This is a genomic window from Pseudomonas sp. LBUM1655 (genome assembly GCF_059716085.1).
The window spans coordinates 3,233,218-3,257,385 of the sequence record NZ_CP166801.1 but is presented as its reverse complement, the minus strand read 5'-3'; the positions used below and the strand labels follow the sequence as shown (position 1 = coordinate 3,257,385).

Annotated in this window: 15 protein-coding genes; 14 read left to right on the top strand and 1 reads right to left on the bottom strand. The window is 59.5% G+C overall.

Annotated features, from left to right (window positions below; translation table 11 throughout):
* The gene (locus ACA074_RS14510) at positions 1–2,475 is read left to right on the top strand and encodes a UvrD-helicase domain-containing protein (protein ID WP_497677204.1); all 2,475 of its coding nucleotides are present in this window, start codon (positions 1–3) and stop codon (positions 2,473–2,475) included.
* Positions 2,476–2,525: 50 nt separating this feature from the next.
* Here the strand turns inward: ACA074_RS14510 and ACA074_RS14505 are convergent, their stop codons facing one another.
* Complete coding sequence (locus tag ACA074_RS14505; RefSeq protein WP_034154176.1) at positions 2,526–2,798, bottom strand: DUF1652 domain-containing protein; 273 nt, start codon at positions 2,796–2,798, stop codon at positions 2,526–2,528.
* Between the two features lie 264 nt (positions 2,799–3,062).
* Here ACA074_RS14505 and ACA074_RS14500 point away from each other — a divergent pair, with 264 nt between their 5' ends.
* From ACA074_RS14500 to ACA074_RS14440, 13 genes are all read left to right on the top strand, one after another.
* A complete protein-coding gene (locus ACA074_RS14500) occupies positions 3,063–3,878 on the top strand; it encodes a helix-turn-helix domain-containing protein (RefSeq protein ID WP_497677203.1) in 816 nt (271 codons plus the stop codon).
* 52 nt (positions 3,879–3,930) lie between these two features.
* A complete protein-coding gene (locus ACA074_RS14495) occupies positions 3,931–5,337 on the top strand; it encodes an NAD(P)/FAD-dependent oxidoreductase (protein ID WP_401264017.1) in 1,407 nt (468 codons plus the stop codon).
* A 54-nt stretch (positions 5,338–5,391) separates the two neighbouring features.
* Complete coding sequence (locus tag ACA074_RS14490; RefSeq protein ID WP_497677202.1) at positions 5,392–5,736, top strand: cupin domain-containing protein; 345 nt, start codon at positions 5,392–5,394, stop codon at positions 5,734–5,736.
* A 55-nt stretch (positions 5,737–5,791) separates the two neighbouring features.
* Positions 5,792–6,877: a polyamine ABC transporter substrate-binding protein gene (locus tag ACA074_RS14485; RefSeq protein WP_187678992.1), complete on the top strand. Its 1,086-nt coding sequence runs from the start codon at positions 5,792–5,794 to the stop codon at positions 6,875–6,877.
* Positions 6,878–7,276: 399 nt separating this feature from the next.
* On the top strand, positions 7,277–8,743 hold the full coding sequence (locus tag ACA074_RS14480; protein ID WP_489879581.1) for a serralysin family metalloprotease: 1,467 nt from the start codon (positions 7,277–7,279) through the stop codon (positions 8,741–8,743).
* 92 nt (positions 8,744–8,835) lie between these two features.
* On the top strand, positions 8,836–9,264 hold the full coding sequence (locus ACA074_RS14475; RefSeq protein WP_489879582.1) for an AprI/Inh family metalloprotease inhibitor: 429 nt from the start codon (positions 8,836–8,838) through the stop codon (positions 9,262–9,264).
* A 204-nt stretch (positions 9,265–9,468) separates the two neighbouring features.
* Positions 9,469–11,247, top strand: coding sequence for a type I secretion system permease/ATPase (locus tag ACA074_RS14470; protein ID WP_497677201.1), 1,779 nt, complete (start codon positions 9,469–9,471; stop codon positions 11,245–11,247).
* Positions 11,244–12,593 carry an HlyD family type I secretion periplasmic adaptor subunit gene (locus tag ACA074_RS14465; RefSeq protein WP_187678996.1) on the top strand — a complete coding sequence of 450 codons (1,350 nt, stop codon included), beginning with the start codon at positions 11,244–11,246 and terminating at the stop codon, positions 12,591–12,593. Before ACA074_RS14470 ends, ACA074_RS14465 begins: the two co-directional genes overlap by 4 nt.
* Before the next feature lie 2 nt (positions 12,594–12,595).
* A complete protein-coding gene (locus ACA074_RS14460) occupies positions 12,596–13,963 on the top strand; it encodes a TolC family outer membrane protein (RefSeq protein WP_497677200.1) in 1,368 nt (455 codons plus the stop codon).
* 125 nt (positions 13,964–14,088) lie between these two features.
* Positions 14,089–17,040, top strand: a complete 2,952-nt coding sequence (gene eprS / locus ACA074_RS14455; RefSeq protein WP_497677199.1) for an autotransporter serine peptidase EprS — start codon at positions 14,089–14,091, stop codon at positions 17,038–17,040.
* 204 nt (positions 17,041–17,244) lie between these two features.
* The gene (locus ACA074_RS14450) at positions 17,245–20,331 is read left to right on the top strand and encodes an autotransporter domain-containing protein (protein ID WP_497677198.1); all 3,087 of its coding nucleotides are present in this window, start codon (positions 17,245–17,247) and stop codon (positions 20,329–20,331) included.
* 62 nt (positions 20,332–20,393) lie between these two features.
* Entirely contained in the window at positions 20,394–22,082 is a 1,689-nt protein-coding gene (locus tag ACA074_RS14445) for a polyurethane esterase (RefSeq protein ID WP_497677197.1), read from the top strand.
* A gap of 209 nt (positions 22,083–22,291) precedes the next feature.
* Entirely contained in the window at positions 22,292–24,145 is a 1,854-nt protein-coding gene (locus tag ACA074_RS14440; protein WP_497679330.1) for a polyurethane esterase, read from the top strand.
* Positions 24,146–24,168: the final 23 nt, after the last annotated feature.

Below are 24,168 nucleotides of genomic sequence, written 5' to 3'. Positions count from 1 at the left end.
GTGGCGCAACACACCCCCGATCTTCCTCCTGAACTCCGTCCGCTGGCTGAGATGCCTTGGTTCAAGCGCCTGGCCGCACGTTTCTTTGGTCATGGTTTGACTCGGTTGCGGGCTCAGCACCGTGCGTCATGGCTGCACGGCCAGGCTGACGGCTTTCGCAGCGGTCACACTGCGGGCGTCGAGTACGGCTTTAAAGAGGGCAAGCTCGAGGGGCTGGAGGAAGGCCGGCAAGTGTTGCTGATCCGCGACAGTCGCAGCACCAAGCATCGTCCGCCGAGCGTCGACAATCACTTGTTCGACGATTGGCGCCTGCCACTCACCGCCGAGCTGAAGAAACGCATCAAGGCTGATGTCGCTAGATTGTTGCCGGAACACGCTCAGCCGAGTGCCGCGCAATGGAAGATGATTTTCAGCGAGACTCCGTCAACTTCCGTGGTCGCTGGTGCCGGAGCAGGCAAGTCGACCACGCTGGTGCTGCGCATTCTGCTGCTGACCCAGTATCTCGGCTTTGAAATCGATTCGATGACCGTAGTGACCTTCACCCGCGAGTCGCGCAAGGACTTCATCAACAAACTGATCGAGATTTTTGCGCTTTGGGGTCAAGTATTGAGCTTGAAACAGGCGCGGGAACTGGTGCGAACCTTTCACTCGCGCATTCTGCCGATGGTGCGCAGCCTGCCGGGATTCGAACGTTTGCAGGCATTCGAGAACCTCAGCCATCGCGCGCAGGGCGCTGACGAGGAAGTCGACAGCAATCCATTCGACCTGCGCATCAACGATGCTCAGCGCCAGCAGCTCAATGCTTGCTACCACCGCTTATTCAGCCAGGACGAGCGTTTCCGCCAGTTGATTCAGCCTATGGCCAAGGCGGGCTTGCAGCTTAGAGAGCTGGAGCGCGATCACCCGGATGTGCAAAAGCGTATGGCTGTCACCGAGCTGGCGGCCAAACGCGACGAAGAACTCTGCGATGTCATTGAAGATTTGTGGTTTCGTGCGGGTGCCTGGCCCATCAACGGCATCGAACCAAACCGGCAGACTTTCGAAATCAACGGGGCGAAATTCCATTGCCATGGCTATATCCCAAGCCTCGACGCCTGGGTGGTGCTCGGTTTCGATCCACGGGAAAACCCACAGCTCAGCCGGCCCAATGCCAAGCTCTCCGTTCGCGCAGAGTGGGCGGTCAAGCGCACCCTGTTTCAAGCTTTCTGTCGTAAGCCATTGATTTGGATAGATAGTTACGAGTCGGCCAAGCGCGTGCTCGCGACATTGGCGGCGGATGCCAGCGCCGGTCCGGGCTTCGATTACAAAGTCAAAGGCGAACTGGCCTCCGCGCCTTTGCTCGACTGTTTCGTTGCCGCAGCAGGCTTCATCGAGAACCTGGGACTGGATGTGCCTGACGCTGTCGGACGTATGAGTTTCGCCAAGGACGATCCGGACCGGTTTTTCTTCGAGGCGCTGAGCCTGTTCTGGCGTGCTCTGGAAGATCATCTGCTCGACCAGAAGCCGCCGATCATGACCTACAACCGCATGTTCGCGCTGTTCAGTGAGCACTCGCCAGAGAACCTCAAGCTGCTCAGCGATGAATTGCTCCGGCCGATGGCGCACCTGATGATCGATGAATTTCAGGACGTTTCGCCGCAGATCGTTTCCTGGATCCGCGCAAGCCTCAACGAAATCCGCAGTCGTGGCCCCGCGATGCATGTCGGGCGGGGCGCGCAGCGTTCATCGCTGCTCTGTGTCGGCGATGATTGGCAGTCGATTTATGGCTGGCGCGGCAGTTCACCAAGCTATTTCATGGAGTTCAACAAGGAATTCCCCTCTCCGAGCACCACACGGGTAATGCTCAGCGACAACTATCGAAGTCATCAGCACATCATCGATGCGGCTGAACACATCGTTCGCGCTGCGCCGGCGATCCCCGGCAAGAAAGCCAAGGCCAGTGGCGAACCGAAGGTTTTGCAGCCAGTCAACGTGCTGGAGCGTGACGATCAAGCCTTGGGGCAACGCCTTGCCGAACACTATCGACAGGGCCATTCAATCCTGATGCTTTATCGAAAAAGCAGCGATAAGTTGTTGATAGAAGAGCATATTCAGCCGGTAGTTAATGTTGATTCGAGCTTGCCGTACGAAGCCAGAAGGCTCAGACAGCTGACTTATCACAGCGCAAAAGGCTTGCAGGCAGACGCGGTGTTTCTGCTCGGAGACTGCCAGCACCTGACCAGTTCGCCGTACAAGAATCAGGTGTATCGCATGGCCGGTCTGGGCAAAAATGGCGACAGCGAGCCATACGATACTGCACAAAAGGATGAAATCCTGCGCCTGGCCTACGTCGGGATTACGAGGGCAGTCAGCCATTGCTACTGGTATGTCGAGCCGCAAGAAGTGCAAGCGGTGAACATGCCCCGGGCGTCTGATCGGGTGGTGAAGGACAAGCCGTTCTTCCTCGATCATCGAACGGAAAAGTCCACCGCATGAGCCACAAAAAAGCCCGCAGGCTGTGCGGGCTTTATTTGTAAATCAAAAGGTTATGCATAACTCCTGAGAGATTCTGGAGGAATGAAAGCTTCAAGCTCATCCTCCACAGCCTCGATAATTCGCTCGACATCGGCCGCATTCATCACCGTGGCACACGGGATGCCAGCGATGGCGATCATGGTTTCGCCGCTGGCGCGATCAAACAGACGGGCAATCATGCTGCCCGGCGCATCCATCGTCGCCTCGAAACCCATGGGATGAAAATGCCAGCGCATCAGCTGGCAGGCATTGGGGAATGTGACTTTGCTTGAACCTTTATTCATATGTTGCCCGCCTTCTTCATCGAGCGCTTCCGTTTGCTCATGTTAGGTGGGAAGAGCCTTCATTGGCTCAACCGGTGACTTGCCATTAAAAGTAGCATCTCGATGTGAAATTTCTGTGAGAGTTTTCAGTTCATTTTGCGATTGCTTCGCATCTTTTGATGTAAGTCATGGCCTACGCGATCATCGCCGCAGTGCCACTGCAGATTAGCCATTGATGCACGTGCCGAACTTGGGCAAGCTCGGTTCTTTTTCGCCGAGCTCCTTATGCACGCCGACGACGACGGCCCAGAACAGACCAAGGCCACGGCTGCCACGGTCATGCGCTACCACCTGAGCTGGAAACACCGCGAGCTGGACAGCGTCATGGCGCTGTATCACCCGGATATCCAGTACAACGATTTTTTCCAGAACCGCGTACTGGGCCTCGACGAGTTGCGCGAGTATGTGCGCGTCAGCATGCCGCGGGAATTCGACGAAGCGCTGGAGCATTGCGACCGGATCCGTGTCGACGGCAACACAGCGTTCATTCAATACGAAGTGACCTTGCGCGGTGGCGACGGTCTGGTGTCGTTCCGTTCCAGTGAGGCGATCACGGTCAGGGACGGTTTGATCTGGCGTGTCAACGAGTACGCCTCACTGGTGCGTGGGCAAACCAGTGACAAGACAACGCCGAGCCAGCGTCCGGCCGTCAGTCGATTGGGACTTTCTCCGCGCCAACTGAGCTTCATGGCTGACGATCTGCAGCAATATTTCGAGCGGCAACAGCCGTATCTTGATCCTGCGCTTGATCTGCAACGGGTGGCGAAGGAGTGCGGATACAGCCGTAACCAGATTTCCTACCTGCTCAATCAAGTGCTTGGGCAAAGCTTTTATCGCTACGTCAATCAGGCACGGTTACAGCATTTGCTCAAATCCCTGGACGCCGCCACGGCGCCAGTGCGTATCGATGAGCTGGCCTTTGCGGCCGGATTCAACTCGCTATCGGCGTTCTACAGCTGTTTCCGGCAGCACACCGGTCAGTCGCCCAAGGCTTACGCCAAACAAATTTCTTTGCGGACACGCGCGCAAGACATCCTCTGAGCTTGCGCACTAGGATCGACGCCATCGAAGGTTTTCAGTGGCGGAGTCTTGCATGCCGGCGTGGCGCACTATCAGTTTGTGGATGGATCAACTCGACGAGCCGCTGATCGCGCGGCCGGAGCTTGAACGGGATCTGGACGTCGACGTGGCGATCATCGGCGCCGGTTACACCGGGCTGTGGACGGCGTACTACCTGAAGAAACAGGCCCCGGACCTGGACATCGCGATCATTGAGGCGCAAACCGCCGGGTTCGGCGCGTCCGGCCGCAACGGCGGTTGGCTGATGGGCAATCTGCTCGGTGAAGATCGTCTGCTGGCCGGGTTGTCGCCAGAGCAGCGTCGCGCCTCGTTCGATCTGCTGCACAGCATCCCCGATGAAGTGGAAGTTGTCCTCGAACGCGAAGGCATTGACTGCGATTACCGCAAGGGTGGCGTTTTGTACTGCGCCGCGCGTTACCCGGAGCAGGAAGCCAGTCTGCGTGAATACCTCGCCAGCCTGCACGCCCAAGGCCTGACCGACAACGACTACCGCTGGCTCAGCCCCGAGCAACTGGCGCAGCAGATCCGCATCGCCAAACCGTACGGCGGCATTTATGCGCCACACGTGGCGACCATCCACCCGGCCAAACTGGTTCGAGGCCTTGCGCGCACCGTGCAGAACATGGGCGTGAGAATTTACGAAAACAGCCCTGTCACGCACTGGCAGTCGGGTAGCGTGCGCACGGCCAAGGCCAGTGTGCGCAGTCGCTGGATCGTGCCGGCGGTTGAAGGGTATGCGGTGACATTGCCGCCGCTGGGGCGCTATCAGTTGCCGGTGCAAAGCCTGATCGTCGCCACCGAGCCGTTGTCCGCCGCGACCTGGGACGAGATCGGCCTCAGTCGCGGCCAGGCCTTCAGCGAGTTCAGTCGCCAGGTGACGTATGGCCAGCGCAGTGCCGACAACCGTTTGATCTTCGGCGCCCGTGGCGGCTATCAGTTTGCCGGCAAGCTGCGCCACAACTTTGACCTGACCCGCGATGAGGTCGAACTGCGTCGCTACTTGTTCGGTGAACTGTTCCCGCAACTGAAAAACGTACAGATCACCCACGCCTGGGGCGGCAATCTTGGCATGTCCCGGCATTTCAAACCGCACATGCTCTGCGATCGGGCCAACGGCATTGCGCTGTCCGGCGGCTATGGCGGGGAGGGCGTCGGTGCCAGCAATCTCGGTGGCCGCACTCTGGCGGATCTGATTCTGGAACGCGACAGCGAATTGGTTAAACAGCCGTGGGTGCTGCCGGATGGCGGAATTCACGCGCTACGTGCGTGGGAGCCGGAGCCGTGCCGCTGGCTCGGCTACAACGCGATCATCAAAAGCTTCGTCCACGAAGACCAGACCCTGGCCAACCCGGCGACCGCGCCATGGCGGCGCAAGCTCGCCAGTCAGGTGGCCGGTTTCATGGAAGGTTTCATGCACTGAGCGTCAACGCAATCCAAAAAAAGCCACCAAGAAAGCCCCAAGACAGGTAACGCCATGAGCATCACCCAGTTCAAAAACACCGCCACGCTCCAACTGGAAGAATCCAATCCGGTGGCCGTACCGCTCGGCGAACCGATCGCCATTGCCTCGACCACCAGCGTCGAGCGTGAAGACGGCGTCGAAACCGGCGTCTGGGAGTGCACGCCCGGGCGTTGGCGCCGGCAGATTACCGCTCAGGAGTTCTGCCACTTCATCTCCGGGCGCTGCACGTTCACCCCGGATGAGGGCGGCGAAACCCTGCATATACAAGGTGGCGATGCACTGATGTTGCCGGCCAACACGCTCGGTATCTGGGATATCCACGAGACCGTGCGCAAGACCTACGTACTGATTTTCTGATTGTTTGATCCTTTGATTGCCTGCCAACAACAATAGCCTCTACAGGAATCGACCCATGATCCAGAAAACCCTCGCCCTGGCGCCGCTGCTGCTGGTCGCCTCCATCAGTCACGCCGCAGACACGGTAAAGGTCTACAACTGGTCCAGCTACATTGCGCCGGACACCACCAAGAATTTTCAGAAAGAAACCGGCATCGGCGTCACCTATGACGTGTACGACAGCAACGAAACCCTCGACGGCAAGTTGATGACCGGCAACTCAGGTTATGACGTGGTGTTCCCGTCCAACCACTTCATGGCCCGGCAGATTCAGGGTGGGGCGCTGAAGAAGCTCGACAAGAGCCAGTTGCCGAACTGGAAGAATCTCAATCCGGTACTGCTCAAGGCTTTGCAGACCAACGATCCGGGCAACGAGCACGGTTTTCCTTATCTGTGGGGCAGCACCGGCATCGGTTACAACGTCGCCAAGATCAAAGCGGTGCTGGGCGACGACGCACCGGTGGATTCCTGGGATCTGATCTTCAAGCCCGAGTACATGGAAAAACTGCAGAAGTGCGGCGTAGCCATCCTCGACAATGGCCCGGAACTGCTCCCGGCCGCGCTCAACTACCTGGGCCTGCCGCACCACAGCAAGAATCCCGAGGACTACAAAAAGGCCGAGGCGCTCCTGATGAAGGTGCGGCCGTACGTGAGCTACTTCCATTCCTCGAAATACACCAGTGACCTGGCCAACGGCGATATCTGCGTGGCCGTCGGTTTCTCCGGCGACATCCTGCAAGCCGAGAGCCGCGCCAAAGAAGCGAAGAACGGTATCGAAATCGGCTACGCAATTCCCAAGGAAGGCGCGGCGATCTGGTTCGACATGGTCGCCATGCCCAACGACGCACCGGACGAGAAGGCCGGTTATGCGTTCATGAACTACCTGCTGCGCCCGGACGTGATGGCGGACATCAGTAACTCCGTGCACTACGCCAATGGCAACGAACAATCCGACAGCCTTATCGACCCGGCCATCAAGAACGACACCAAGGTTTACCCGAGCCCGGAGATGATGGGCAAACTGTTTGCGCTGGAGGCGATGCCGCTGAATATCGACCGGATTCGCACGCGGGTATGGAACAAGATTCGCACCGGTAGCTAACACAACAAAAATCCTGTGGGAGCGAGCTTGCTCGCTCCCACAATGAGTTTTAAGTGGCTGTTATTGATTGATATCAATCCGCTGGCACGCACTAATAATGTGCAGAAAAGTGAGACGTATCTTACAAAAAGCAACTTACCCATATTTAATATTTAAATAGAAAAACGTCAGACAATTAGGCAATGCCTCGCCCTTTAAAACATTCTTTCGTCCCCCGCGCGCATTGTTTACGGGAGTTTCCCGGAACAGCCAGATTCGATCTCAAAAAAATCCTTTACGACAGATTTCGAATTGTGTCAGGTTTCTTACGCCTTCATTGGGCGAGTGATAGGACGATCTCGCCAGAGATTGTCGCTATCTGACAAAAACTGTTCCATTGCTAAACAAGGAAGTGTGTTTATGTCGAAAGTTAAATCGAATGCTATTGATACTGCCGAACAGGCTTTTCTGCTGTCCGCGGCGCCGCAACCTCTGGCCGCAGCCAGCTCGGCGTACAACCAGATCAATAGCTTCAGCCATCAATATGATCGTGGCGGCAACCTCACGGTCAATGGCAAACCCTCCTTCTCCGTTGACCAGGCCGCAACCCAGTTGCTGCGCGACGGCGCTGCCTACCAAGACAAGGACGGCAGCGGCAAGATTGAACTTACCTACACGTTCCTGACGTCGGCATCGTCCAGCACGATGAACAAGCACGGGATCAGCGGGTTCAGTCAGTTCAGTGTTCAGCAACAAGCCCAGGCCAAGCTCGCCATGCAATCCTGGGCCGATGTGGCCAATGTCACCTTCACCGAAAAAGCCTCGGGCGGCGACGGCCACATGACCTTCGGTAACTACAGCGGTGGTCAGGATGGCGCTGCAGCGTTCGCTTATCTGCCAGGCACCGGCGCCGGCTACGACGGCACCTCGTGGTACCTGATCAACAGTGGCTACACGCAAAACAAAAATCCGGAGTTGAACAACTACGGTCGTCAGACTCTGACTCACGAAATCGGTCACAGCCTCGGTCTGGCCCACCCTGGCGACTACAACGCCGGCAATGGCAACCCGACTTACAACGACGCTTCCTACGGGCAAGACACCCGCGGCTACAGCGTCATGAGTTACTGGAGCGAGAGCAACACCAATCAGAACTTCAGCAAGGGCGGCGTAGAAGCCTATTCCTCCGGCCCGCTGATGGACGATATCGCTGCGATCCAGAAGCTTTACGGTGCCAACACCACCACCCGTACCGGTGACACCACCTACGGCTTCAACTCCAACACCGGTCGCGATTTCCTCAGCGCTTCGTCGTCGAGTGACAAAGTGGTGTTCTCGGTGTGGGATGCGGGCGGCAAGGACACTCTGGACTTCTCGGGTTTCACCCAGAACCAGAAGATCAACCTCAATGACGCTTCGTTCTCCGACGTGGGCGGCCTGGTGGGCAACGTGTCCATCGCCAAGGGCGCGATCATCGAGAACGCCATCGGCGGTTCGGGCAACGATCTGCTGATCGGCAACAGCGTGGCCAACGAGCTCAAGGGCGGTGCCGGCAACGACATCCTCTGGGGCGCTGGCGGTGCCGACAAGCTGTTGGGCGGCGCCGGTTCGGACACGTTTGTGTTCGCGGCCAGCTCGGACTCCAAGCCGGGTGCGATCGATCAGATCCTCGATTTTGTCAGCGGTCTCGACAAAATCGACCTGACCGGTATCACCAAAGGCGCCGGCCTGCACTTTGTCAGCAGCTTCACCGGTGCAGCCGGCGATGCGGTTCTGACTTCGTCGGGCGGCAACAGCCTGCTCTCGGTGGACTTCTCCGGGCACGGCGTGGCCGACTTCCAGGTCAGCACCGTTGGCCAGGCAATAACCAGCGACATCGCGGCTTGATGTGAAACAGGAGAGCGGCGCGTGATGCGCCGCTTTCTCGCTTGCATCGTCCTGCCCGGTAGGCAAGGCTAGGCATCGGAGTGAAATGTCCTATGAGTCGAAACGCTTTTACCTACAAGACGCTGGCGTGGCTGATGGCAACGCTGATTATGATTTCTGGAGAAACAAGCATGGCAAGCAGCCTGAGACTCGAAGAACCCTCGGTATTCGCCGGTCAGTGGCAGGCGACCTTGTCGGCTCGGGGCGACTCGCCCGAAGCACAAAAAATGCAAGACAAGCCTTCGAATACCTGCCTTGTGGAACTGGCTTCAAACAAGACGCTGGGCAAGGGCGCCGACTGCCTGGGCGCATGGCTTGAGGAAGTGCCGATCGGTTGGTTTCCGGATCCTGACGGTTTGTCGATTACCGGCAAGGAGGGCTCAAGAATTCAGTTCTTCAGCCGACAACGTGATGGGCTTTACCTGACGACTTTGAAATCAGGCCTGGTCATTACACTTCAACGCACTGCGCAATCGTCGTGATGATCAAGTAGCTGACAGAGTTTTAATATAAGGCCCTGCTGCGTGGTTATAAGCAGGCTCTTTAATGGCAACTGCACCGTAAGAAATAACGGAAGTTGTTATGAAAGTGTAAGCGGCCACCTGAAAAGCAAGTTCCGGCATCGCGCGGATAACTAATTCAAGTCTCGCCCAGAGTTGGCGAGAGATATTGACCAGGAAGAATCAATGAAGATGGCGAAGGCCCCAGCCACCGCTCCCTTATTCAAGGCATTGGGTGACTATAAAAGCATTCTGATCAGCGTCGGCTGCTTTACCGCACTGATTAACGTGCTGATGCTGGTGCCCTCCATCTATATGCTCCAGGTCTATGACCGGGTGCTGTCGTCGCAGAACGAAACCACTCTGGTGATGCTGTCGCTGATGGTCGTCGGTTTCTTCGCTTTCATCGGCCTGCTGGAAGTGGTGCGCAGCTTTATCGTGATCCGTATCGGCAGCCAACTGGAGCGCCGTTTCAACCTGCGGGTCTATCAGGCGGCGTTCGAACGCAACCTGTTCAAGGGCGAAGGCAACGCCGGCCAGTCGCTGGGCGACCTGACTCACATTCGCCAATTCGTCACCGGGCCTGCGTTGTTCGCGTTTTTCGATGCGCCGTGGTTCCCGGTGTATCTGTTCGTGATTTACCTGTTCAACGTCTGGCTCGGTGTGCTTGCCACTGCGGGTGCGCTGTTGCTGATCGCATTGGCCTGCCTCAACGAATACATGACCAAAAAGCCGCTGGGCGAAGCCGCCGGTTTCTCGCAGAAGTCCAGCCAGTTGGCCACCAGTCACCTTCACAACGCCGAGACCATTCAGGCGATGGGCATGCTCGGTTCGCTGCGCAAACGCTGGTTCCAGGTGCATTCGCGCTTTCTCGGTCTGCAGAATCAGGCCAGCGACACCGGCGCCGTGATCAGTTCTCTGAGTAAAACCTTGCGTTTATGCCTGCAATCGCTGGTGCTTGGATTGGGCGCGTTGTTGGTCATCAAGGGCGACATGACTGCCGGGATGATGATCGCAGGTTCGATCCTGATGGGTCGCGTGCTGAGTCCGATCGACCAATTGATTGCGGTGTGGAAACAGTGGAGCGGGGCTAAGCTGGCTTACCGGCGTCTCGACGCATTGTTGCAAGCCTTCCCGCCAAGTGATGACGCCATGTCGCTGCCGGCGCCGAAAGGCCAGATCACCTTCGAGCAAGTCAGCGCCGGCCCGCCGGGGCAGCGTGCCGCGACGTTGCATATGGTCAACTTCAACCTTGGCGCTGGTGAAGTGCTGGGTGTACTGGGTGCGTCCGGCTCCGGCAAGTCGACGCTGGCCCGTGTACTGGTCGGCGTGTGGCCGACACTGGGTGGCACGGTGCGACTGGACGGCGCGGATATCCATCGCTGGAATCGCGACCAACTCGGTCCGTACATTGGCTACTTGCCGCAAGACATCGAACTGTTCAGCGGCAGCATTGCTGAGAACATTGCGCGTTTCAGCGAGGCCGATGCGCAGAAAGTCGTGGCCGCTGCGCAACAGGCGGGTGTCCACGAAATGATCCTGCGCCTGCCGCAAGGCTACGACACGCAACTGGGTGAGGACGGCAGCGGCTTGTCCGGCGGTCAGAAGCAGCGCGTGGCACTGGCTCGCGCGATGTACGGCACGCCAAGTCTGGTGGTGCTGGATGAACCCAACTCCAACCTCGACACCGTCGGTGAAGCGGCATTGGCCAGCGCCATCGCCCAGCTCAAGGCCCAAGGCACCACCGTTGTTTTGGTGACGCATCGTTCTTCGGTGCTGGCCCAGGCCGACAAGCTGCTGGTGCTCAACGACGGGCGTTTGCAAGCCTTTGGCGCCAGTCAGGACGTGCTCAAGGCGCTGTCTGGCGCCGCCAATGAACAACCTCGCGAGAAAACTGCGCAAGCACCGGGCGGGCTCAGCATGAGTCGGCAGTACCAGCCCACGACAAGGAATTCGGGTGTATGAGCAGCGTCAGCATGAACACTGAAAACGAAGCGAGCATGGAACACGCGTACATCACCGAACGCCCGGAACGCGATGCGAAGTTCTTCGCGCGTATGGGCTGGATTCTGGCGATTGTCGGCGCCGGCAGTTTCTTCACTTGGGCGGCTCTGGCGCCGCTGGATCAGGGCATTCCGGTGCAGGGTACTGTGGTGGTCTCGGGCAAACGTAAAGCGGTGCAGTCGATGAGCAGCGGCGTTGTCAGCCGGATTCTGGTGCGCGAAGGCGAAATCGTGAAACAGGGGCAACCGCTGTTTCGCCTCGACCAGACGCAAGTCGCCGCCGATGTGCAATCGCTTCAAGCGCAATACCGCATGGCCTGGGCCAGTCTGGCGCGCTGGCAGGCCGAGCGTGACAACCTCAAGCAAGTGACCTTTCCGGCCGAGTTGAGCAACGACCCGGACCCGCGTCTGGCGTTGGTCCTTGAAGGTCAGCGTCAGTTGTTCAGCAGCCGCCGCGAAGCGTTCTATCGCGAGCAGGCCGGATTGCGCGCCAGCATCGAAGGCGCCACTGCGCAACTGGCCGGTATGCGCCGCGCGCGCACTGACCTCAATGCACAGGCGGACTCGCTGCAACAACAGTTGAGCAACCTGCAACCACTGGCCGACAACGGCTACATCCCGCGCAACCGCTTGATGGAATATCAGCGCCAACTGTCGCAAGTGCAGCAGCAACTGGCGGAAAACACCGGTGAAAGCGGTCGCGTGGAGCAGGGCATCCTCGAATCGCGCCTGAAACTGCAACAGCACAGCGAGGAATATCAGAAGGAAGTCCGCACGCAACTGGCCGACGCGCAGTTGAAAAGCGTCACTCTGTCCGAACAATTGACCTCCGCCGGTTTCGATCTGCAACACAGCGAAATCGTCGCCACGGCGGATGGCGTGGCGGTCAATCTGGGCGTGCATACCGAAGGCGCGGTGGTGCGTCAGGGCGAGACCCTGCTGGAGATCGTTCCGCAAGGCACCACCCTGGAAGTGGAAGGACATTTGCCGATCAACCTGATCGACAAGGTTGGCACGCACCTGCCGGTGGACATCCTGTTTACCGCGTTCAACCAGAGTAAAACCCCGCGTGTACCCGGTGAAGTCAGCCTGATTTCCGCCGACCAGATGGTCGATGAGAAAACCGGCGTGCCGTACTACGTGTTGCGCAGCAGCGTCAGCGATCAGGCCATGGAAAAGCTCAATGGCCTGGTGATCAAGCCCGGCATGCCGGCAGAAATGTTTGTGCGCACCGGTGAACGTTCACTCCTCAACTATCTGTTCAAACCGCTGCTCGACCGGGCCGGCTCTGCGTTGACCGAAGAATAAGGATGTCCGGCTGTATGAATAAGCTTTCCATGCTCGGGGCGGCATTGATGCTGCTCGCGAGTCACTCGGCAGTGGCGGCGATGGGGCCGTTCGAGATCTACGAACAGGCGTTGCGCAATGATCCGGTGTTCCTCGGTGCGATCAAGGAGCGTGACGCCGGCCTGGAGAACCGCGCCATTGGCCGCGCCGGGCTGCTGCCGCGAATCGGTTACACCTATAACAAGGGCCGCAATACGTCGAAGGCCACGTCCCTCGATGAACGAGCGCGCAATCGTACGGACGAGCGCAATTACAGCAGTTACGGCTCGGCCCTGACGCTGCAACAACCGTTGCTCGATTACGAAGCCTATGCGGCATATCGCAAGGGCGTGGCGCAGTCGTTGTTCGCTGACGAGAACTTTCGCGGCAAGAGCCAGGAACTGTTGGTACGGGTGCTGGATAACTACACCAAAGCCTTGTTTGCCCAGGATCAGATCGATATCGCCCAAGCGAAGAAGAAGGCCTACGAACAGCAGTTCCAGCAGAACGAGCACATGTTCAAGCAGGGCGAAGGCACGCGCACCGACATTCTCGAAGCCGAGTCGCGTTATGAGCTGGCGACCGCTGAGGAGATCGAAGCGCGCAACGAACAGGATGCCGCGCTGCGTGAACTGGGCGCACTGGTTGGCGCACCTTTCGTGGACATCAGCGATCTGGCGCCGCTGGATCAGAATTTCCAGACCTTCGCGCTGATGCCGGCCAATTTCGACACCTGGCACGAAATGGCGATCAGCAATAACCCGAACCTGGCCTCCCAACGTCAGGCCGTGGAAGTGGCGCGGTACGAGGTAGAGCGCAATCGTGCCGGGCATCTGCCGAAAATCAACGCCTATGCCTCGATGCGGCAGAACGAATCGGAAAGCGGCAACACCTACAACCAGCGCTACGAAACCAACACCATCGGCCTGGAAGTCAGCGTGCCGTTGTATGCCGGCGGCGGGGTGTCGGCCTCGACGCGTCAGGCCAGCCGCAGCATGGAACAGGCCGAGTACGAACTGGATGGCAAGACCCGCGAGACGCTGATTGAACTGCGTCGTCAGTTCAGCGCCTGCCTGTCCGGAGTGAATAAATTACGCGCTTACCAGAAAGCCCTCACCTCGGCGGAAGCGCTGGTGATTTCGACCAAGCAAAGCATTCTCGGCGGTGAACGGACCAATCTCGATGCGTTGAACGCCGAGCAGCAGTTGTTCACCACCCGCCGCGATCTGGCACAGGCGCGGTACGACTATTTGATGGCCTGGACCAAGTTGCATTACTACGCCGGGACCTTGAACGAACAGGATCTGGCGCGGGTGGATGAGGCCTTCGGACAAGGCCCGAAAACCCGATAACACCGCAAATCCCTGTAGGCGCTGCCGAAGGCTGCGATCTTTTGACTTTATGTTTTGAAGATCAAGATCAACAGATCCCAGCCTGCGCCAGCGCTTACACAACAATAAGAAAGTGAGTGGTGAACATGGAAGTACGCATCAAGCCGATATCGGTCGGCACCCTGTTGCTCGCAGTTTCCGTTTCCCAGGCCCAGGCTCAATACCTGGAATCCGGTAAACCCGGCGATCCCGCCAGTTGGCGCAGCGCCGAGTTCCTGCGTGACTGGGGCCTTCAGCGCATGCAGGCCGATCAGGCTTACGCGGCGGGCATCACCGGCAAAGGCGTGAAAATCGGCGCTCTCGACTCCGGCTTCGATGCCGCCCATCCCGAGTTCGCCACTGACCGATATCACCCGGTACTGGCCAGCGGCAGTTACATTGACGGCTCGCTGTTCAACGTCGACGGCACCCTCAACCCCAACAACGATTCCCACGGCACTCACGTGGTCGGCACCATGGGCGCGTCCCGTGACGGCACGGGTATGCACGGCGTGGCTTACAACGCGCAGATCTACGTCGGCAACACCAACAAGAACGACAGTTTCCTGTTCGGCCCCAACCCCGATCCGCGTTATTTCAAAGCGGTGTACGACGCACTGGCCGATGCCGGCGTGCGCGCGATCAACAACAGTTGGGGCAGCCAGCCGCCGGATGTCAGCTACCGCACACTGGCCGACCTGCACGCCGCTTACGCCCAGCACTTCAACAAAGGCACCTGGCTCGACGCGGCTGCCGATGTTTCCCGTCGTGGCGTGATCAACGTGTTCAGCGCCGGCAACAGTGGTTATCCGAACGCCAGCGTACGCTCGGCGCTGCCGTACTTTCAGCCGGATCTTGAAGGCCACTGGCTGGCGGTGTCCGGGTTGGATCAGAGCAATCAGCAGAAGTATAACCAGTGCGGCATCGCCAAGTACTGGTGCATCACCACGCCCGGGGCGAAGATCGACAGCACGATTCCTGGCGGCGGTTATGCGATCAAGTCCGGCACGTCGATGTCGGCGCCGCACGCCACTGGCGCACTGGCGTTGGTGATGGAACGTTACCCGTACATGAGCAATCAGCAGGCACTCGAAGTGCTGCTGACCACCGCCACGCAACTCGATGGCTCAGTGACCGATGCACCCAGCGAGCGGGTCGGCTGGGGCGTGGCCAACCTGAACCGGGCGATGCGCGGGCCGGGGCAATTGCTCGGGGCGTTTGACGCCAATCTCGCGGCCGGGCAAAGCGATGTCTGGAGCAATGACATCTCCGACAAGGCGCTGATCCAGCGTCAGAGCGAAGACCTCGCCGAACACAGCGCCTGGCAGCAGACCTTGCAAGACAAAGGTTGGCAGAATGGTGTTGCCGCCGGTGCCAGTCAGCAGGATCAGACGGATTATGCCGTCGGTATGGCCCGCGATGCTGCTGCGGCAACCCGGGTTTATCAGGGCAGCCTGATCAAGTCCGGAGCAGGGCGTTTGCTGCTTACCGGGGAAAACACCTATCGCGGCCCGACCACGATCAACGGCGGCCTGTTAAGCGTCAATGGCTCGCTGGTTTCGGCGGTTACCGTCAATAACGGCGGCACCCTGGGTGGCTCCGGACAGATCGGCTCGCTGACCGCCAACAGCGGCGGCCGTGTTGCGCCCGGCAACTCCATCGGTACCTTGAACGTCGCCGGTGACGTCACCTTCGCGCCGGGCTCTACCTACGCCGTTGAATTGTCGCCGACCAGCAGCGATCGCATCGTCGCCGGTGGCACAGCAAATATCAGCGGCGCCACGGTCAGCCTGTCGCTGGAAAACAGCCCGAGCTTGCTCAGCACCGCCGAGGCGCAAAGCCTGCTCGGCCGTCAGTACGACATCTTGCAAGCAGCCGGTGGCATACAGGGGCAGTTCGGTGCGGTGCTGCCGGATTACCTGTTCATCGGCGGCAGTCTCGATTACGCGGCCAACGGCATTCAACTCGATATCGAACGCAACGCGACGTCCTTCGCCAGCGGCGGCCAAACCCCGAACCAGCGTTCGGTGGCCGCTGCCGTCGAAGGTTTGGGCGCGGGCAACTCAGTCTACGAAAGCCTGCTGCTGTCGGCGAACGCAGCTTCCGCACAACAAGCCTTCCAGCAACTGAGCGGCGAAATCTACCCAGCGATGGGCACGATGCTGATCAACGACAGCCGCCAGTTGCGCGATACCGTGAGCGAACGCCTGCACGATGCCTCGGCCAAACAAAACAACGGCTGGATCAAGGCACTTGGGGCGTGGGGCTCGACTGATTCAAACCATGACACGGCGGGTTACAGCACCTCATTGGGTGGGTTGTTGGCCGGTGTCGACGGCGCACTGGATGACCAGACCCGCATCGGTCTGGTCACCGGTTACAGCGACAGTTCGTTGAGCATGGGCTCGGGCACGCACTCGTCAGCCAAAGTCGACAGCTATCACCTCGGCGCTTACGCCGGACGCGAGATCGGCGCCTGGCGTCTGAACACCGGCGCGGCCTACAGCTGGCATCGCGCCGATGTGAAGCGCGATCTGCAATACGGCAACGTCAGCGCCAAACAGAAAGCCAAGGTTGATGCGGCGACCACTCAAGTGTTCGGCGAGGCGGCTTATCGACTGCACCTGCAACCGTTGGCGCTGGAACCGTTCGCCAATCTCGCTTACGTGCATCTGGACACCGAAGGCTTCACTGAGAAGGGCGACGCAGCCGCACTGAAAAGCTCCGGCGATCAGCGTGATGCGGTGCTCAGCACCCTCGGTGTGCGGGCGATCAAGACCTTCAACCTGTCGGCGCAGCAGACACTGGATGTCAGCGGCCATCTCGGCTGGCAGCACAGCCTGAGCGATATCGATTCCGAGCAGCATCTGCGCTTTGCCAGCGCTGGCACGCCGTACTCGGTGGAGAGTTCGGCACTGGTACGTGACGCCGCGCTGGTCGGTGTGCAGGCCAGTCTGGCGTTGAGCAAGGACGTGCGGGTGAACCTGGATTACAACGGACAACTGGCCAGTCGCGAGAAGAGCCACGGTGTTGGTTTGAGCTTGAACTGGCAGTTCTGAACCACCGTTGATCACATACCTGTGGCGAGGGAGCTTGCTCCCGCTGGGGCGCGAAGCGGCCCCTGCATTTTCCAGTGGAATCGCGGATGCAGGTTTTGCGGCTGCTGCGCAGCCGATCGGGGATAAATCCCCTCGCCACAGGAAGATATTCTCATCATTTGAGATAGACGGATTTTTCGCAACATCACTAAGGAAGGTCGCTGGATGAACAACAACAATACCCCCGCGCAAACGGGTGGCCGCTTTGCCCTGAAAACGCTGACTTGCGCCGTGTTGTACGCACTCACCACCATGGGCTCCGCGCACGCTGCGTCCTATGTGGAAAGTGGTCGCACGGGCGATCCGACGAGTTGGCGTAGCGCCGAATTCCAGGCTGACTGGGGTTTGGGTGCCATCGGTGCCGATCATGCCTACGCTGCTGGCTACACCGGCAAAGGCGTAAAACTGGGCATTTTCGACCAGCCGGTTTACGCCGCGCACCCGGAGTTTTCCGGCAGTAACAAAGTCATCACCCTGGTCACCAGCGGCATTCGCGAATACACCGACCCGTACATTCCGGTGAAAGCCGGGGATGCGTTCCGCTATGACGGTTCGCCCTCGGTTGGCTCTGACGGCAAGCTCGGCGCCCACGGCACTCACGTCGGCGGCATTGCGGCGGGCAGCCGTGACGGCGGGCCGATGCACGGCGTGGCGTTCGGCGCGCAGATCATCAGCGCTGACAACGGCGACCCGGGCCCGGAAGATGGCATCGTTCGCGGTAACGATGGCGCGGTGTACAAGGCCGGTTGGGACGCGCTGATCGCCAGCGGCGCGCGGATCATCAACAACAGTTGGGGCATCGGCATCACCGACCGTTTCGACCTCGGTGGCCGCGACCCGGCGTACCCGCACTTCACCGTCAACGACGCGCAGGTGCAGTTCAACGAGATCCGCACGTTGCTCGGCACCAAACCCGGCGGCGCCTATGACGGCGCCATCGCCGCCGCGCGCAGCGGGATCGTGACGATTTTCGCCGCCGGCAACGACTACAACCTCAATAACCCGGACGCCATCGCCGGCCTCGGCTATTTCGTCCCGGATATCGCACCGAACTGGATCACCGTCGCCGCGTTACAACAGAATCCGGATCTGGCCAGCGCCAATCCGTACATCATGAGTACGTTCTCTTCGCGCTGCGGTTATACCGCGAGCTTCTGCGTCTCGGCGCCGGGTACGAAAATCTACAGCGCGATCATCGAAGGCACCAACGCCGACAACCTGACCACCGGCTACAAAAATTACAACGGCACCTCGATGGCTGCGCCACACGTGGCCGGCTCCATGGCGGTGCTGATGGAGCGCTTCCCGTACATGACCGGCGATCAGGTCGCCACGGTATTGCGTACCACCGCCACCGACCTCGGCGCACCGGGCATCGACGCCTTGTACGGCTGGGGTATGATCAACCTGCGCAAGGGCATTGATGGCCCGTCGATGTTCGTCACCGAGCAGGACATTCCTGAAGAGTTTCGTATTCAGGGGGCGTACGGTTCCGGCCAGTTCGTTGCGGATCTGCCGGGCATCGGCGCGATCATCGATCAGGGCAAACCCACCGAGCGTGTGTGCACCGACATCACTTGCGGCCTCGACACCTGGCGCAACGACATTTCCGGCCACGGCGGTTTGACCAAGCAAGGTATCGGCACTCTGGTGCTGACTGGCAACAACACCTACAGCGGCCCGACCCTGGTCAATCAGGGCCGACTGGCCATCAACGGTTCGCTGCAATCGGCGGTCACCGTCAATGACGGCGGCATCCTTGGCGGTAATGGCCGCATCGGCACGTTGTCGGTCAACAGCGGCGGCACTGTGGCGCCGGGCAATTCGATCGGCACCCTGAACGTGGCGGGTGACGTGACTTTCGCGCCGGGTTCGACCTACGCGGTAGAGCTGTCGCCGACCAGCAGCGACCAGATCGTCGCCACTGGCAAAGCAGTCATTGAAGGCGCCACCGTGACCATGTCGCTGGAAAACAGCCCGACCTTGCTGACCACCGGCGAAGTCAAAAGCTTGCTCGGTACGCAATACAACATCCTGCAAGCGGCTGGCGGCATTGAAGGTCGCTTCGGTCAGGTGCTGCCGGATTATGCGTTCCTCGGCGGCACGCTCGCTTACTCGGCGAGCGGCATCCAACTGGCGGTGGGGCGGAAAGACGCGTCGTTCGCCAGCGTCGGCCTGACGCCTAACCAGCGTGCTGTCGGTGCCGCTGCCGAGCGCTTGGGCGCGGGCAATGCGCTGTTCGAAACCCTGCTGTTGTCGCCAAATGCCGCTTCGGCGCAGCAAGCCTTCCAGCAGTTGTCCGGCGAGATTCATCCGGCCATCGGCACGATGTTGATCAACGACAGCCGTTACCTGCGCGATGCCGTGGGCGAACGTCTGCGCGAGCGTGATCTGTTCGACGCCAATGCGCCGACTGACGATCGCAGCAACGCCTGGGTCAAGGTGCTCGGTGCCTGGGGCAAAAGCGATGGCGGGCATGACTATGCCGATTCCAACAGTTCCATCGGTGGCTTGCTGGCCGGTGTCGACGGCTTGATCGCTGAAGATACTCGCCTCGGTTTCGTTACCGGTTATAGCGACAGCTCGTTGAGCATGGGCAGTGGCACGCATTCGTCGGCATCCGTCGACAGCTACCACTTGGGTGCGTATCTGGGCCATGAAATCGATGCACTGCGTTTGACCGTTGGTGGCGCCTATAGCTGGCATCGCATCGACGTGAAGCGTGATCTGCAATTCGGCGACGTCAGCGGCAAGCAGAAGGTCAAACGCGATGCGACCACGGCGCAACTGTTCACCGAAGCGGCCTATGACCTGGGTCTGCAACCGATGAACCTGGAGCCGTTCGCCAATCTGGCTTACGTGCACCTGAACAGCGACAGCTTCACCGAGAAGGGTGATGCCGCCGCACTGAAGGGCGGTGAAGACAATCGCGATGCGGTGTTGTCGACCCTCGGTGTCCGCGCCAAGCGCACGTTTGCCCTGTCGGACAAGCATCAACTGGAACTGGGCGCGACGCTGGGCTGGCAGCACAACCTGAGCAGCGTCGACTCTGAAAATCATCTGGCATTCGCCAACGGCAACAGCGCGTTCAATGTGCAGAGCGTGTCGCTGGATCGTGATGCGGCGGTGGTCGGCGTGCGCGCCGGGCTGGCGCTCAATCGCGATGTGCGGGTGAACCTTGATTACAACGGGTTGATCGGTAGCAACGAGAAAGACCACGGTGTGGGTCTGACCCTCGACTGGCAGTTCTAAAGGAGGGCTGGCCGTTCCAGAGGGAACTGCCAGCACTTGTTTGAAGGAAGAGAGAGCACAACATGGGACTGTTTGATTACAAAAATGCCGATGGCAAAGCGTTGTACAGCGATGCCATCGCCCTGACGCTGTATGCCTACACGCCGACCGGGCAAGCCTTGCCGGGGACTGCCTGGAAGCCGGTCAGCGCGACAGCCCTGGGATACCAAGGCAAGGTCGGTGCGCAGGGCACGTTCTTCGGCGAGAAGGACGGTTTCACCAGCGCCGAGGCCGAAGTGCTCGGCAAGTACGACGCTGCCGGGAAGTTGATCGGTATTGGCATTGCCTTTCGTGGCACGGGCGGGCTGGGTTACAGCGACACCTTCGGCGACTTGAAAAACAATCTGCTGGCCGCCGTCGGGCCGTCGGATTACGCCACGCAATACGCAAAAAACGCCTTCGACAATTTGCTCAAGGCTGTTGCGGCGTTCGCCATCGTCAATGGCATCGCCGCCAAAGACGTGCTGATCAGCGGCCACAGCCTCGGCGGGCTCGGGGTTAACAGCGTTGCGGAGTTGAGCGCGAGCAATTGGGGTGGTTTCTTCAAAGACGCCAACTATGTGTCTTTTGCCTCGCCGACTCAGAGCAGCACCGGCAACAACGTGCTGAACATCGGTTACGAGAACGATCCGGTGTTCCGCGTGCTCGACGGCACCACGTTCAGCACTGCGTCGATGGGCAAGCACGACAAGCCGCACGATTCGACCACCGACAACATCGTCAACTTCAACGACAACTACGCGTCTACCGCGCAAAACCTGGTGCCGTTCAGCATCGTCAACCCGCTGAACTGGTCGGCCCACAGTTCGCTGGGCTATGCCGATGGCTTGAACCGGGTGATCGATTCGAAGTTCTACAACCTGACCCACAAGGACTCGACCATCGTCGTCTCCAATCTGGAGGAAGCGTCCCGGGGTAAAACCTGGGTCGAGGACTTGGGTCGCAGCGGCGAGGCACACACCGGCAGCACGTTCATCATCGGTACGCAAAGCAACGACTGGCTCAAGGGCGGGGTGGGTAACGACTTCCTTGAAGGCTTGGGCGGTGATGATCGTTTCCGTGATGACGGCGGCTTCAACATCCTGCTTGGCGGCCAGGGCCACAACACCTTCGAACTACAGAAACCGTTGCAGAACTTCAGCTTCGCCAACGACGGTGACGGCACGCTGTACGTGCGAGATGCCTATGGCGGCATCAGCATGACCCGCGATATCGGTGCGCTGGTGAGCAAGGAGTCGGGGTCGTGGTGGGGCAGCAAGGAGATCACTTGGGGCGTCACGGCCAAGGGTTTGACCAATGGCAGCGAGCTGACCCAGTACAACCATTCGCTTAGCGGCGATGGCTACGGCAATGCGCTGCACGCCACCAATGACGGCGACTGGTTGTTCGGGCTGGGCGGCGACGACAAGCTGATCAGCGACAAGGGCCATGTGACCTTCGTCGGCGGCGCCGGCAATGATGTGATGACGGCGGTGGGTGGCAACAACACCTTCCTGTTCAGCGGTGCGTTCGGCTTTGATGCCATCAACGGCTATCAGGGCAGCGACAAACTGGTGTTCATGGGCGTCGAAGGCGCGGGGCAGGGCTACGACTACAAGCAGCATGCTTCGCAGTCGGGCGGCGATACCGTGCTGAAGATTGGCGAGTTTGCCGTGACCCTTGTGGGGGTTGGAGTGGCTAACCTGTCGGACGCAAGTTTCGTGTTCGCCTGAACAGTAATCCTGTAGGAGCTGTCGAGTGAAACGAGGCTGCGATCTTTTGATCTTGCTTTAAAGAGCAAAGTCAAAAAATCGCAGCCTTCGGCAGCTCCTACAGTGTCCGCGTTAAGTAGTGTTGTATCGAAATGCTCCGGGGCGTCCCGCGAGGGGCGCCCTGGCTGTGAGCTATCTCTGACAATTCCAACAAAAGAGAGGCAATGGCAATGGGTGTGTATGACTACAAAAACTTCGGTACAGCCGATTCCAAGGCGTTGTTCAGCGACGCCATGGCCATCACGCTGTATTCCTACCACAACCTCGATAACGGCTTTGCCGCCGGTTATCAGCACAACGGCTTCGGCCTGGGCCTGCCGGCCACGCTGGTCACCGCGCTGATTGGCGGCACCGATTCACAAGGCGTTATCCCCGGCATTCCCTGGAACCCCGATTCCGAAAAACTCGCCCTTGAGGCCGTGAAAAAGGCTGGCTGGACGCCGATCACTGCCTCGCAATTGGGTTACGACGGTAAGACCGACGCGCGCGGAACCTTCTTCGGCGAGAAGGCCGGATACACCAGCGCTCAGGTGGAAATCCTCGGCAAATACGACGCCCAGGGCCATCTCACCGAACTGGGCATTGCCTTTCGCGGCACCAGCGGCCCGCGAGAAATCCTCATCGGCGATTCGATTGGCGACGTGATCAACGACCTGCTTGCGGCATTCGGCCCCAAGGACTACGCCAAGAATTACGTCGGTGAAGCGTTCGGCAATCTGCTCAATGACGTGATGGCGTTCGCCAAGGCCAACGGCCTCACCGGTAAAGATGTGCTGGTCAGCGGCCACAGCCTCGGCGGGTTGGCGGTCAACAGCATGGCGGACTTGAGCGGCGGCAAGTGGGGCGGGTTCTTTGCCGACTCCAACTACATCGCCTACGCCTCGCCAACCCAGAGCAGCACCGACAAGGTGCTCAACGTCGGCTACGAAAACGACCCGGTATTCCGCGCCCTCGACGGCTCGACCTTCACCGGCGCCTCGGTCGGCGTTCACGATGCACCGAAGGAATCGGCCACCGACAACATCGTCAGCTTCAACGATCACTACGCTTCGAACGCATGGAATGTGCTGCCGTTTTCGATCCTGAATATTCCGACGTGGATCTCGCACTTGCCGACGGCTTATGGCGACGGCATGAACCGGATCGTCGAGTCAAAGTTCTATGACCTGACCAGCAAGGACTCGACGATCATCGTCGCCAACCTGTCAGACCCGGCGCGGGCCAACACCTGGGTGCAGGATCTGAACCGCAACGCCGAGACCCACAAGGGCAGCACTTTCGTCATCGGCAGCGACGGCAATGACCTGATCCAGGGCGGCAGCGGCAACGACTATCTGGAAGGCCGCGCCGGCAACGACACCTTCCGTGATGGCGGCGGCTACAACATGATCCTTGGCGGGCAGGGCAGCAATACGCTGGACTTGCAGAAGTCGGTGAACACCTTCGACTTTGCCAATGACGGCGCGGGCAATCTGTACATTCGCGATGCCAGTGGCGGGATCAGCATCACCCGCGACATCGGCGCCATTGTCACCAAGGAACCGGGTTTTCTCTGGGGGTTGTTCAAGGATGATGTGACCCACAGCGTCACGGCCAGCGGCTTGAAGGTTGGCAACAATGTCACGGCCTATGAGTCGAGCGTGAAGGGCAGCAACGGCGCTGACACACTCAAGGCTAATGCCAGCGGCGACTGGTTGTTTGGACTCGATGGCAACGATCACTTGATTGGTGGCGCGGGCAACGATGTGTTTGTCGGTGGCGCCGGCAATGATCTGATGGAGTCGGGTGGCGGGGCGGATACGTTCCTGTTCAATGGCGCGTTCGGGCAGGATCGGGTGGTCGGCTTTACCGCCAACGACAAACTGGTGTTCCTTGGCGTGCAGGGTGTGTTGCCGAACGACGACTTCCGCGCCCACGCCACGGCGGTCGGGCAGGATACGGTGCTGAAGTTTGGCGGCGATTCTGTGACATTGGTTGGGGTTGCGCTGAATAGCCTGAGTGGCGATGGCATCGTGATCGCCTGACACATCGATAACCTGTGGCGAGG

Bases quoted from the DNA above. Each gene is read 5' to 3' on its own strand.
- ACA074_RS14470 (WP_497677201.1), top strand. From the start codon at position 9,469: ATGAAGATGGCGAAGGCCCCAGCCACCGCTCCCTTATTCAAGGCATTG.
- ACA074_RS14495 (WP_401264017.1), top strand. From the start codon at position 3,931: ATGCCGGCGTGGCGCACTATCAGTTTGTGGATGGATCAACTCGACGAG.
- ACA074_RS14490 (WP_497677202.1), top strand. From the start codon at position 5,392: ATGAGCATCACCCAGTTCAAAAACACCGCCACGCTCCAACTGGAAGAA.
- ACA074_RS14450 (WP_497677198.1), top strand. From the start codon at position 17,245: ATGAACAACAACAATACCCCCGCGCAAACGGGTGGCCGCTTTGCCCTG.
- ACA074_RS14505 (WP_034154176.1), bottom strand. From the start codon at position 2,798: ATGAATAAAGGTTCAAGCAAAGTCACATTCCCCAATGCCTGCCAGCTG.
- ACA074_RS14465 (WP_187678996.1), top strand. From the start codon at position 11,244: ATGAGCAGCGTCAGCATGAACACTGAAAACGAAGCGAGCATGGAACAC.
- eprS (WP_497677199.1), top strand. From the start codon at position 14,089: ATGGAAGTACGCATCAAGCCGATATCGGTCGGCACCCTGTTGCTCGCA.
- ACA074_RS14440 (WP_497679330.1), top strand. From the start codon at position 22,292: ATGGGTGTGTATGACTACAAAAACTTCGGTACAGCCGATTCCAAGGCG.
- ACA074_RS14500 (WP_497677203.1), top strand. From the start codon at position 3,063: ATGCACGCCGACGACGACGGCCCAGAACAGACCAAGGCCACGGCTGCC.
- ACA074_RS14445 (WP_497677197.1), top strand. From the start codon at position 20,394: ATGGGACTGTTTGATTACAAAAATGCCGATGGCAAAGCGTTGTACAGC.
- ACA074_RS14485 (WP_187678992.1), top strand. From the start codon at position 5,792: ATGATCCAGAAAACCCTCGCCCTGGCGCCGCTGCTGCTGGTCGCCTCC.
- ACA074_RS14480 (WP_489879581.1), top strand. From the start codon at position 7,277: ATGTCGAAAGTTAAATCGAATGCTATTGATACTGCCGAACAGGCTTTT.
- ACA074_RS14475 (WP_489879582.1), top strand. From the start codon at position 8,836: ATGAGTCGAAACGCTTTTACCTACAAGACGCTGGCGTGGCTGATGGCA.
- ACA074_RS14460 (WP_497677200.1), top strand. From the start codon at position 12,596: ATGTCCGGCTGTATGAATAAGCTTTCCATGCTCGGGGCGGCATTGATG.